General features: G+C 47.1%; 12 protein-coding genes. 3 read left to right on the forward strand and 9 right to left on the reverse strand.

All coding sequences use genetic code 11. From position 1 onward, the window contains the following. The first annotated feature begins 311 nt into the window (after positions 1 to 311). Positions 312 to 488, forward strand: a complete 177-nt coding sequence (locus NC997_RS19345) for a family 2 glycosyl transferase (protein WP_190411992.1) — start codon at positions 312 to 314, stop codon at positions 486 to 488. 85 nt (positions 489 to 573) lie between these two features. Here NC997_RS19345 and frr read toward each other — a convergent pair whose 3' ends face one another. From frr to speB, 4 genes are all read right to left on the reverse strand, one after another. Then, entirely contained in the window at positions 574 to 1,122 is a 549-nt protein-coding gene (gene frr, locus NC997_RS19350) for a ribosome recycling factor (RefSeq protein WP_190411993.1), read from the reverse strand. Then, positions 1,109 to 1,837, reverse strand: a complete 729-nt coding sequence (pyrH, locus tag NC997_RS19355; RefSeq protein WP_190411994.1) for a UMP kinase — start codon at positions 1,835 to 1,837, stop codon at positions 1,109 to 1,111. Before pyrH ends, frr begins: the two co-directional genes overlap by 14 nt. Before the next feature lie 118 nt (positions 1,838 to 1,955). Further along, entirely contained in the window at positions 1,956 to 2,513 is a 558-nt protein-coding gene (locus NC997_RS19360) for a thioredoxin family protein (RefSeq protein WP_190411995.1), read from the reverse strand. A gap of 72 nt (positions 2,514 to 2,585) precedes the next feature. Further along, positions 2,586 to 3,500, reverse strand: coding sequence for an agmatinase (gene speB, locus NC997_RS19365; RefSeq protein ID WP_190529178.1), 915 nt, complete (start codon positions 3,498 to 3,500; stop codon positions 2,586 to 2,588). Positions 3,501 to 3,846: 346 nt separating this feature from the next. Here speB and NC997_RS19370 point away from each other — a divergent pair, with 346 nt between their 5' ends. Further along, the gene (locus NC997_RS19370; RefSeq protein WP_190529233.1) at positions 3,847 to 4,791 is read left to right on the forward strand and encodes an alpha/beta fold hydrolase; all 945 of its coding nucleotides are present in this window, start codon (positions 3,847 to 3,849) and stop codon (positions 4,789 to 4,791) included. Positions 4,792 to 4,974: 183 nt separating this feature from the next. Here NC997_RS19370 and NC997_RS19375 read toward each other — a convergent pair whose 3' ends face one another. From NC997_RS19375 to NC997_RS19390, 4 genes are all read right to left on the reverse strand, one after another. Continuing rightward, a complete protein-coding gene (locus tag NC997_RS19375) occupies positions 4,975 to 6,381 on the reverse strand; it encodes an LCP family protein (protein ID WP_190529180.1) in 1,407 nt (468 codons plus the stop codon). Positions 6,382 to 6,793: 412 nt separating this feature from the next. Beyond that, positions 6,794 to 7,192, reverse strand: coding sequence for a hypothetical protein (locus tag NC997_RS19380; RefSeq protein WP_190414259.1), 399 nt, complete (start codon positions 7,190 to 7,192; stop codon positions 6,794 to 6,796). Next, positions 7,189 to 8,469: a serpin family protein gene (locus tag NC997_RS19385; RefSeq protein WP_190529235.1), complete on the reverse strand. Its 1,281-nt coding sequence runs from the start codon at positions 8,467 to 8,469 to the stop codon at positions 7,189 to 7,191. The genes NC997_RS19380 and NC997_RS19385 overlap by 4 nt, the downstream gene beginning before the upstream one ends. A gap of 289 nt (positions 8,470 to 8,758) precedes the next feature. Further along, positions 8,759 to 10,372: a S8 family serine peptidase gene (locus NC997_RS19390; protein ID WP_190529237.1), complete on the reverse strand. Its 1,614-nt coding sequence runs from the start codon at positions 10,370 to 10,372 to the stop codon at positions 8,759 to 8,761. Positions 10,373 to 10,574: 202 nt separating this feature from the next. On the opposite strand from NC997_RS19390, the gene rpe reads away from it, so the two are divergent. Continuing rightward, the gene (rpe, locus tag NC997_RS19395; protein ID WP_190529182.1) at positions 10,575 to 11,282 is read left to right on the forward strand and encodes a ribulose-phosphate 3-epimerase; all 708 of its coding nucleotides are present in this window, start codon (positions 10,575 to 10,577) and stop codon (positions 11,280 to 11,282) included. A 402-nt stretch (positions 11,283 to 11,684) separates the two neighbouring features. Here rpe and NC997_RS19400 read toward each other — a convergent pair whose 3' ends face one another. Further along, positions 11,685 to 12,209, reverse strand: coding sequence for a hypothetical protein (locus NC997_RS19400; protein WP_190414265.1), 525 nt, complete (start codon positions 12,207 to 12,209; stop codon positions 11,685 to 11,687). Positions 12,210 to 12,228 lie beyond the last annotated feature (19 nt).

The following is a 12,228-nucleotide window of genomic DNA, read 5'->3' on the forward strand; positions in this document are numbered from 1 at the left end:
CTATTTGCGTAATTATGCTTATCTCGGTAAAACGTATACAATTTCAGGCTTTCAGGATTTTTAAGATAAATATTATTCGCCTTGATTTAGATTTTCTCTTGACTTCTAGAAGACAAACCGTGTTTTCCAGTACGTAGTCGTTCAGCTTTTTCTTCCAGACAACTAGAGAGCGCGATCGCGATATTTATTCAATTCATCAATTTTACTGAGTGCAAAGTTTATATAAAGCTTATAGGATAGGTTCATGAAAGTTTTATAAAGTCGCTGACCGACTATTTGGTGTTTCTACTATTTTCATAAGGGGAAAAGCGATGTTCTGGGAATTACGCATCCAATACGCCAACGGCAACGAGAAAGTTTTACGCACCTGCAAAAATCGAGAAACAGCCCTGCGGTACATCGATGCGATCTACTCCCAGGGCTATCCTATGCACGTTGCTTTCCTGGTTCGCCCTGCTTTAGATGGACAAGCGCTTCAACCTGCCTAGTATCCGTTTCTAGCCTTTTGTCCTGAGTCCTTAGCTCTAGCGCGATCGCTTTTGACGAGCGACCCATGACGAGTGACTAATGACTTTAAACGGTCGTGATATCTTTTTCTTTCTCGGCTAACAGCTCATCAACCTTGGCAACGTACTTGTCAGTTAGCTTTTGAATTTTTTCCTGCAAGTCTCGCGCTTCATCCTCAGAGATTTCACTATTTTTTTCTTGCTTGCGAATTGAGTCTACGGCGTCGCGGCGGATATTGCGAACAGAAACTCTTCCTTCTTCAGCATACTTGGCAGCGATTTTTGCCAGTTCTTTACGACGCTCGGTCGTTAGGGGTGGAATATTCAATCGAATGACTGAGCCATCATTGCTCGGAGTTAAACCGACATCTGATAAAGAAATCGCTTTTTCGATCAGATTCATGCTGCCGCGGTCAAACGGCTGAATGGTAATCGTACTAGAATCTGGTGTATTAATACTTGCCAGAGATTTTAGAGGGGTTGGGGAACCATAGTATTCCACCGACACCCGGTCGAGGAGAGAGGCGTTTGCCCGTCCCGTCCGAATCGTATTAAAAGACCGTTGAGTTGCCTCAATTGTCTTTTGCATATGATTTTCAACATCAGCTAATTTCACAAGATCCTCCTACAATTGTTCCCACCGCTTCTCCCGTAACGGCGCGGTGGATATTGCCCCGCACCGAGAGGTCGAACACAACGATGGGGATGTTGTTGTCTTTGCACAGGGCGATCGCGGTACTATCCATCACCCGCAGATCGTGAGTGAGGACGTGTCCGTAGGTCAGGCTCTGATAACGACGCGCCCCTGGGTTGAGATGGGGATCTGAATCATAGATCCCGTCTACTTTGGTTGCTTTAAAAATTACATTCGCATCAATTTCCGCCGCTCGCAAGGCAGCGGTCGTATCAGTGGTGAAGAAGGGGTTTCCCGATCCAGCCCCAAAAATTACGACCCGTCCTTTTTCTAAGTGGCGAATGGCGCGACGCCGGATGTAAGGCTCCGCTACTTCCTGCATGGCGATCGCTGTTTGGACTCGTGTCGGTACTCCGATTTGCTCCAAGGAGTCTTGCAAGGTCATCGCATTCATCACCGTTGCAATCATCCCGATGTAGTCGGCTGTCGCCCGATCCATCCCAGCCGAAGCTGCCTTGACACCGCGAAAGATATTGCCGCCACCGACGACAATTGCCATCTGAATGCCACTTGCCACGACATCTGCGACTTCCTGCGCGATTTCCTGAACCACCATTGGATCGATTCCATAGCCCAGGTTGCCCATTAAAGCTTCACCGCTCAGCTTTAGTAAAACCCGCCGATAAGTTATCCCCATGCCCAGACTATTGTCTCACTCAAAATACCTCCACCATAAGATAACAGTAGAGGAGTAAGTTTTGTGATATTATCCGCAAATTCAGTTACTAAAGTGTGGAGAGCCTTGAGACTACGTGTTAAGGACGCCAGTTTATCGGGGTGCCTACCGCCTCAGTTGAGGCGGTTGTAATCGCCGTTTTTCCTTGCAGTAAAGAAGCGATCGCATCCCGTAAATAATGCACCTTCACCGCTGCTGGATCTTGGGAATTATCATCAATCCGTCCCCTGTAGCGGAGTATCCCAGAATTATCTAATAAGAAAACCTCTGGCGTTGTCTGTCCCCCAAAGCAACGAGCGACATCCTGTGTGGTATCTCTCAGATAAGGAAAATTTAGACCGTGAGTTGCTACCAAATTTTGCATATTCTCGAAGCTGTCTTCAGGCGACTGAACCGCATCATTGGCGTTGATGCCAATCAGGGTAAATCCCTGGCTTTGGAACTCGCTTTGAATCTGGATTAGCCGACCCATATAGGACTGCACGTATGGGCAATGATTGCACATAAAAACAACGCCCACAGCTCGATACTTTTCTAAATACCGAGCCAGGTGGTGGACTTGATTATCGATTCCCGGTAATTCAAAATCTGGAGCATAACTACCAATAGGAGTGCCGGTCTTTTCCATTACACTCATTTACTTATCCCTGGGTAATTACAACAAAGTACGAGGGGGCTACAGTCGTAAAGAACAAAGCAATTACGGTTTCTATTTGCCTTGGAGGAACGCCTGATAACCGATTAGTTTGTAGACTAATTTTGCAGCAGTAAATTCTGATACTACGGAATCTACAATCGGTGCCAATTCCATGACATCACAACCAATCACTTCGTGATTTTGAAACACTTGCCGCAAAAAAGAGAGTAGGGAGTACCAATTTAATCCACCGGGTTCTGGGGTGCCGACACCAGGTATCAGGGTGGGGTCAATCCCGTCGAGGTCAATGGTGAGGAAAACGCGTCTGGTGGGGATACTTGCGATCGCCCTTTCCATCCAATCCGGTTGCGTTGCAATTTCTCTCGCCCGGAACACCGTCAAATTTTTCTCTTTGATCAAGTCAGCTTCTTCTTTGCAAATGGCGCGGATGCCGATTTGCACAGTTGGCAATCCCATTTCCACAATCCGCCGCATCACGCAAGCATGGTTGTGAATCGAGCCTTCGTACTCATAGCGCAAATCGCCGTGAGCATCTATTTGCACGACCGTAAAGGGTTCATCGGGGTAAGCTTTTTGGTATGCCTCTACAAGACCAGTTGTAATACTGTGTTCGCCACCCAGACCAATCACAAACTTGCCGTCAGCTATCATCTGAGATACCGTTTCGCGGGTAACTTGCAGCATTTCCTCAGATGAAACTGAACGACCGTTGCGGGTGTCTGCAATTGATTCAGCCGTATAAATTCCAATGTCTTTGCCAGTTTCCCAATCTAGCTCCTCATCATAATATTCCACCTGCCCAGAGGCTTCTAGAATCGCATCTGGCCCATTTTCGCAGCCATTTCGATACGTTGTCGTCGCCTCATAAGGAATCGGCAAAATCACCACTCGCGCGGCATCGTAGGTAGAAGCTAAATCAGGACCAAGGAATGGCAGAACAGAAGTAGGAGTTTGCACCGTAGTCATCACCAACTAAATTTCATGAGGGAGTCACCAATCTAGATACTGACATACTCCCCGCTTTGAGTGCTACGCACAGATGAAAAACTAAGGTTTTGAAATTGAAAATTGGAATTCTCCGTGTCACTTTCCGCTTCTTGTGAGAGTCTTCACCTGTGTACCAGGCTTATCTACACTTGGCATCAGAGTTTTTACGGAATTTTCGATTCAGTTGCTCAAAATTATTGGAATTAGTGTTTTCCAGAGTTGAAGAATTGTAAAATTAGGAAAGCATAAGTCTACCCGTGGCGTTGAGAGCGCATTCAAGGTGCGACGGGATAGAAATCAAAGAGATGCGATCGCTATCTATCCCATGACTCCATCTTCCTCCACCACTCCAACTGCACCTACGGCTGCCCATATCGTCACGAAAACTTGGACTTGGCAAGGTTTTCCCATCTGCTACCAGACTCAGGGAACTCAAGGGCCAGCGGTTGTGCTGGTACATGGATTTGGGGCATCTTGGGGGCACTGGCGCAAAAACATCCCGGTGTTGGCTCAAAATTGCCGCGTCTATGCCATTGACTTAATTGGCTTTGGTGGTTCCGCGAAACCCACGCCAGGGGGCAAGATTTCCTACACCTTTGAAACTTGGGGACAGCAACTCGCTGATTTTTGCCGCGAGGTGGTAGGAAGCCCCGTTTTTTTAGTCGGAAATTCCATTGGCTGTATTGTGGCAATGCAAGCAGCAGTCGCTCACCCAGATATTGTCTTGGGAACTGCCCTCATTAACTGCTCTCTGCGGCTGCTGCACGACCGCAAACGCGCCCAGTTGCCCTGGTATCGCAGCTTTGGGGCACCTATCGTTCAACGACTGCTGGCAGTTAAGTGGATTGGCAAATTCTTCTTTAGCCAACTTGCCAAGCCGAAGGTGGTAAGGAAGGTTCTCCTGCAAGCCTACAAGCATCCGGAAGCGGTGACAGACGAACTGGTGGATATGCTCATGGCACCCGCGTTTGATGAGGGGGCTGTGGACGTTTTTGTAGCCTTTACACGCTATTCTCAAGGGCCGCTGCCGGAAGACCTGCTGCCCCTTTTGCCCTGCCCGACCATCATTCTCTGGGGAACGGAAGATCCTTGGGAACCGATAGAACTGGGGCGAGAGTTTGCCAATTACCCCAAAATTGAGAAGTTTATTCCCATCGAAGGTGTCGGGCATTGTCCCCAGGATGAAGCGCCTGAATTAGTTAACCCAATTTTGCAGGATTGGATATTGCAGATGTACTCGGACAATCAAGTTGTAGCTGAAAATCCTTAGATTGGTGGAATTGGGGATCTATAGCAATTCTCTATTGAATGCAGTACGGTTTAACCCCTTCTGTGCCCCTCCCCGTAAACCTCTCTAGGTTCAATATTTCTCCTCTCCGTAAACGGAGAGGGGTTGGGGGTGAGGTTCCGAGTGTGTATATTGCACTCAACTGAGAACTGCTAAATGCTTCATTTAAAATGAGTCCCGGTTAGCACTCCGCTTAAGCCAGTCTTGACCCAGCTGAATCGTCACATCCGAAACTAGATTGCCCGTACTTTCAACACGCACTTCCCCGAATCCCAGCGAACGGTAGATGGCTTTGGCACTATTTCCATCTCCCTGTTGAGCCACTACGTGCGTTACCCGCAACGGTTCGGGCCACGGGTCGTCAACGTAGACGTTTCGGTAGCCAGCATTCCTTAGCGTGTTGATTAAAGATTGGACAGCCTTCATATCACCTGTACTATCTTGAATCGCTACCCGGATATAGGCTGGGTCAGTTGCTTCACCACCGTCCAATCCCTGGTCAAAATGCTGCGCCATCATCGTCTGGATGCGGCGGCGATTTGGCACCCAGTAACTTACCTCATGATGCCCACTACCACTAAAGTCACCCGGTACCATTAACATTTGCACTTGGGAACGGTCGGTCTTGACACCATAGCCAACCAGGGCTAACAACTCCTCAACCGTCAAGTTGGTGTCAATATGCGACTGAATAACCGAAAGAATCTTCGGCATTCTCGCTAAAGTGGTTGGATTCAGTGCTTGCTCCATCAGTGCCCGCATTACCATTTGCTGCCGCTGAATCCGACCGATGTCGCCATACTTGTCATAGCGGAAGCGCAGCAATTGCAGCACTTGATTACCATTGAGATGTTGTTTTCCTGCTTTCAGGTTGATGTACAGGTGCTGGCTATCATCTCGATATTTCATATCCCTGGGGACATAGACGGTAACGCCACCCAAGGCGTCCACCAGCTTTTCTACCCCCTGAACGTTTATTCGGATGTAGCGATCGATTCCCACACCGCTGAGGAGTTCGCTGGTTGCCTTAGCACTGAGGGCTGGTCCCCCCTCAAGATTCGCTGCATTAATCTTGGTAACGCCGACGCCCTCCACAAAGGTGCGGGTATCCCGTGGGATTGATAAAGCCGCGATTTTTTGCGCCTCCGGGTCAAACCGCAGCAAGAGCATGGTATCTGATAGACCCTCGAAGGAGTTTACCAGGGCGTGGTATCCCAGATTTTTCGTTTCAGGAGGAGGGTTATCCAGGTCGGAGGAGATGACCTTGATTCCCATGACTAAGATATTTACCGGGCGGGTCAGTTCTGGCAATCGCATACTGGTGCGGGAAATGCGATCGCCATCAAACACCGCAGCTTCTTCCGGACTTAGCTGGCTTTGCAGCAAAGGCGTACTGGAAAAAGACACGGCTAACAAAGCTCCCGCAGTTGCTGACAGCATTGCCACCCCAGTCAAGCCCAACCCAAGCCAAAGCCAGTTCACCTGGTTTCGTTTTTGAACAGGCCTTTTCTTGATGGGTTGATTGGATGTTTGCCCCCACGGGCGTTTTTCAGGAATTTTTCGGGCTGACACTGGCTTCCTCACACACGCAAAAAAGATAACACGAATTTGTGTTCAAGGTAGGGGCGCGGAATCTGGCAATCTGTAGCTGGGACGTTTATTTCTAACAAAATCCGTCCTTAAGAAGGATTGCACTAGAACACTCATAGCAGTTTTTCTACCGATTTACTGCAAAATCAGGCAAACACTGGCAAGAGTTTAACCTCATTTCGATAGAGATGCGTAGGCTATAGGGGGAACCAGCTATCAAGTGTATAGGCCGAATCTTCATTCAACCTTCCCCATTCCTTACTTTTGTTCAAGGAAAGCATCCGGATACAAATGGGTTGCACTGGTAACTCCGGTTGCTTTCTTTGAAAAAATACTGTGCGCCTACAACCTCTCTTGCCTCGTCCCAAGCTGAGGTGAACCAATACACGCTCGTTTAGGACAAGTGTTTGCGAACGACTCCCTCCGCAAGCCCGCTAACACCCGGAATACGTACAGACTTCCGTTGCCACAGACGCACCATCAACCATAAGCTGACCAAAAAATAACCCGATGTCAATAGACCATTGATAAATAACAAACGCAGGGTTAAAGTTTCTGAAGCTTGGGCAACTCCAGCCCCCAATAAACCGTATGCCAATAGCCAACCGAGAGCCAGCGTCACCGACAGCCTACTCACGGTTTGTTGTTGCCGGTCGCTATCACGTCGGTATAACGTCCAGAGGGCTGGGAAAAAGCCAACTACAGGAATCAAATAGATAAACAGTTGGTAAAGTGGGGTTTCCAACCTGTCCCTCTTGATGTCTTGATTTTCAAACGGGTCAATGTCTTTCATTTTGGTTCCACAATAGACCCCATAAATAGAACGGTTCCAGTTTGATTATCTCGAATACAAGCGAAAAACGGGCGGTTAACAATCATCTCGAAGGGTTCCTCTGGCATCGGTGCAGATGTTGTCATTACTCCGACGGCAGTGACTGCGGCTGCTTCGGTTCCGGCTTCGTTCACTTCGACAAAGGTTTTGTGCTTGACTTGATTGAGCTGGAGTGGGATAGAACTCATCTGAGTAAAATTAGCATTTGAGTCGAAAGCTACTTCCATACCCAGCGCTTTGAGAGCGTCGTTGAGTTCTATGTCGTAGTCCATTTTGAAACGAGGCATCTGGATAAAGCCCGGTTTCGTTTTGAATTGGGTCATCCATTCCTCCCAGTTTTCAGTATTTAGCTGCTGGTAAAAATTTGTAAGTTTAAAATTTTCTTTTGGCAGAAAAACATATAAGCTAAGTTTTCCTTTTCCGTAGGGTAGACTAATGGCTTGAAACTGGTCGTTTTCGTAGTATTTATATTTATCCCTTTGAGACATCATTGGGTGTTGTTTCTGAGTTCCATCGGAAAGGTAGAACGGTTCAGTTGTTGTTTGCTTCTGGTCAAATTTCTTTGTCCAAGTCCCTTTGAAGTAAAGAGCGTTGATCAAAAATAACACTTGATCGGGTGGAATTTCGTTGACGATTGAATTGATTTTACCGCGAGTATTTTGTTTTACCCAGTTATTAATGTCAGATATAGCGCTGGTTTTTCTAAAGTCTAGTTCTGCAATTTGCGCCTGATAAAATTGGCGATTTTTTTGAAGAAAATTTGGGTTAAAAGAGACGCCTTTCTTTGCCCAAAGAGAGTTGGCAATGGTGAGCTGCACTTGGGGGTCTGGATTTTCTAAGAGCGCTTTCAAGGCGTCATTGGATTGATTGACTTCTTGTAGGCTTAATCCTTGCAATTCCAAGGTTTTTGCCATTGCTTGTTGAGTATCGCCGCTAGCACCGTTGTAGGTCATCGAGAGTGCAATCGCTACACTAGAAGGCGACACAAAAATATTCTTGCCGCTGTCCTCTTTTAAAATTTCCTTGAAGAGTTTGAACCCAAATTTTGTATTCGCCGCAACCAGTCTCGAATCCACGGTTTTCTTCTGGCGCTGACTGATGGTAGGAGAGGTTCCAGGCTGCCTGGGTTCGCCCATTGCAGCCTGCGGATTTTTGACCATCGACCATCCCAGTAAACCGAATAGGATGATACTGACTGATGCGATCGCTACCATTAAACTGAACATTGGTCGCTTCATATAGCTGTTTATATTGCCGTAACATTTCTTTTCTAGAATGACGGCTAACAGCCAGGGACGTTCCACTGGTTACGGTTTTGGCAACTGATACCAATTTACTATTTTGATGTCACATTTGCGATCGCCCCAACCCCCCTTCAAAAGGGGGGCAATAGACGTATTTGTGGCAGACATAAAGTGAAATGGTATGAACTGGATCGAAGAAGGTTTAAGGAGCGTGTCTATAGAAGGCGCGATATTTTGTTAAACGCACCCCTATATTCTTCAATCTCAAATCGCGATTTTATGTTTAATTTTTCCCTTTGAGTAGCTCTTTCGCCGGTACCGTCCACCAAGCTAAGGCATAGGCTTGAGTATTTTCATTGAATTTCTGACGATATTGGACGCGAATTTTGTAGCGACCCGTGGCAGGAATTTCCTGAAAAATGTGTTCTACACTATCAACATCGCTTTCCGAAGACCAGATACTCTTGCTGATATCATTATCTTCGGCTCGCATCAGGTAGATATCGAGATTGTTTAAGCCGCGATCGCTAAAACTTTCCCCGACATCAAACTGCTTGTTGTTATTTTGATCTTGTAACTCCACGCGCCTATCCCAGGCGAGCGTGATCGAGGCAAAACTCCCTTGCTGCAATGGTTGGTTCAAGACATAATCCTGAAATGCAGACTCCTTCACTGTGCGGTAATCCCAACCGACCAACGGCACCGGCTTTTCAGAATTCCACTGACCGGGACTAAATTGCTGGTAAGCCCGAAAAGTATTCATCTGTCCGGTACCCATTTGGAAGTCTAATGGGATTTTTCGGTCTTTGTAAGCATCGGAGGCTAACCAGTCGCGGTTATCTTTAGTCAAAATTGTGCGACTCATCGCTTGGCGCAGTCCATCACCAGTGTCTTTGATTTTTTCTGCGGAGTTCAGCAGCACAGCTTTCATAACTTCATGACGACGGGCGTCTGGAGTCCAGTTGGGCTGTTGTGTTCGCAGCTGGCGATCGCTATATTCTTGTAATAACGCGACAGACGCGGTGACATGGGGAGCCGCAAAACTCGTTCCAGTGACACGAGTTTCCTTACCCTTAATGTCTAATACCTCGATCTGGCTACCGGGTGCTACTAAACTAATCGAGCGACGGGGGCCAACATTAATTTCCCGGTCAAGCAGACGCTTCGCAATCCCGATAGGCGCAGCGCTCAAGTTGGCAAAATCTACTTTCGTAAAAATTCCCTCGCGGCGCGTTGTGTAAGCAACATTGACGCCATTATAGTTATCGGTGGGAATCGGAATCCCGCCAGTCCCTTGATTCCCCGCTACTACATAAAGCGAGTCGTGGACGCGAGCAGACCAGTCAATACACTGGGTTAGTAGAGCGTTGCCATCCAGAATCGGGTTCGGTCGAGAATCTCGCTCCAGAGACTCTCCAAAACTAAAGTTAATTGCCCGAACATCGCCCCCATTTTGCATTGCCACATACTGCGTGGATAAGCACTCTTCCGGTTGACCTGTTTTTTGCGGTGCGCCAACCGCTGAAGCATAAAGTCGTGCCTGCGGTGCCACGCCTGGTAAACCTTTATCCGAGCTAATCATCACGCTTGCTACCATTGCTGCGTGCCCATCAACATTACTATCTGCTTTGGCTGGGGCATCTCGATAAAAGACTCGGATCAAGGAGAAAGCTCGATTCCGGGAAACCGCTTTATCCAAACCAAATTGTCCCGGTCTTCCAATCTCCACTTGACCGATAGCAATCTTACGACCCAATAAGTTATAAGGAGCAGCGTGTAGCCTTTGGGCATCAATGCCTGCTTCTCCTAGTGATGAGGTTTCGTTAGCCAGAGAGGAAGGAGCGGTTAACGCGGTAATTCCCAGCCCCCAAACAAGCCATGTTAGTTTTTTAAAAATCTGCTGGTGAGCCACGCAAGCTTCTCCACTGAAGTTTTGAAGGTTGAAGGTTGAAGGTTGAAAATCTTAGTTTCAAGGTTGAAGGTTAGAGATTGAAGGTTAAATTCACACTTCATCGTTCATACTTCATACTTTTTTAAGGCTTGCCACGTCTTTTGTTAAACTGAATACCAGACGAGGACGCAAGAGAGTATAAATAACCATGACCCAAACGCCATCCCAGAAGCCGATTGTTATCGCTCCATCAATCCTATCAGCTGACTTCAGTCGATTGGGAGAGGAAATTCAGGCGGTAGATGCCGCCGGTGCAGATTGGATTCACGTTGATGTGATGGATGGTCGCTTTGTTCCGAATATTACAATTGGTCCGCTGATTGTAGAAGCGATTCGCCCAGTTACCCAAAAGCCGTTGGATGTCCACTTGATGATTGTGGAACCAGAAAAGTATGTGGCAGATTTTGCGAAGGCGGGGGCAGATCATATCTACGTTCATGCAGAACACAACGCTTCACCGCATCTGCACCGGACTTTAGGACAAATCAAGGAACTGGGTAAAAAGGCGGGTGTCGTTCTCAATCCTTCTACTCCTTTGGATTTGATTGAGTATGTGCTGGAGATTTGCGATCTGGTATTAATTATGAGCGTTAACCCCGGTTTCGGCGGTCAAAGTTTTATCCCAGAGATGGTGCCGAAAATCCGGAAGTTGCGTCAAATGTGCGATGAACGTGGTTTAGATCCCTGGATTGAAGTGGATGGCGGACTCAAAGTAGATAATACCTGGCAGGTTTTGGAAGCAGGAGCGAATGCAATTGTTGCTGGTTCTGCTGTGTTTAAGGCGAAGGATTATGCACAGGCAATTGAAGGGATTCGCAATAGTAAGCGTCCTTCACCAGAATTAGCTGCGGTGTAAGAAGCATTTAATAATATGCCTGTAGAAATGGGATAATTCTTATCTCTACGAGATGAACAAAGCCTGCGATCGCAGGCTTTTTTTGTTGTTAGATAAGAAGGCGATCGCTACTACCCCTTATCTAGGCCTAACACTCCGACTTGGCACTGTATCCACACCCTCACCAAGAATTCAAACTACAAACATTTCTTGGCTTTCAGCCCAGATGGGAAGATTCTGGCGAGTGCGGACTTTGATATTGGTTTGTTCGTGAATGGTCGTCAATGGTGAGGATAGGAAAATTTCAGAGAAAGCTATTCAATGAGCTGAGCTAATTTAAAGGCTATTAAACCGAAAAAGGCGATCCAATCAAATTGGGTCGCCTTTTTTTAACAAGCTAATGCTATTTCAATTTTGCTGGCTTTAGTGCCTGCGTCCACCTAGCCACTTAGCTGCCATAATGCCAAATACAGCGGCAACCACTGGATTGCTCAGAAACTTCATAATAGCTGGTTTGTCAGCTAATACATCTTGGAAGATGTCAGGATGAGTGTGATAGGTAAAGGTAGCCAGTTTGCTAACATCATCTGCACTCATGCGGCTGGGGTGATGGGTGGAGAGACTTAATTGTTGCTCTAACTGGCGGTCATTAAGACCTCTTTCCTTTAACCGCTTGAAGAACTCCCGCGCCACATCATCCCGTTCGCTGGGTTGAATCTGCGCGATCGCTTTTTGGAGTTCTGGCTCCATCTGGCTGACGGGAATACTGTCTGGATGTAGAGACTTCCCAAACAGTTGACGGCGTTCGTCTCTAGAGGAACGTTGAGCAAAGTCATCAAAATTTTGATAATCACTGCTAGGATCGCTTGGAGCGTCCTGCATCATTTCGGAGTCACCACCAGCCAAATCATTCATGATTTGACGCTTATATTGTTCGCTGCTGGTCATTTTCTTATCTCCTGATTCA

This window comes from Trichocoleus sp. DQ-A2 (assembly GCF_039961915.1).
Lineage (GTDB): Bacteria > Cyanobacteriota > Cyanobacteriia > Cyanobacteriales > FACHB-T130 > FACHB-T130.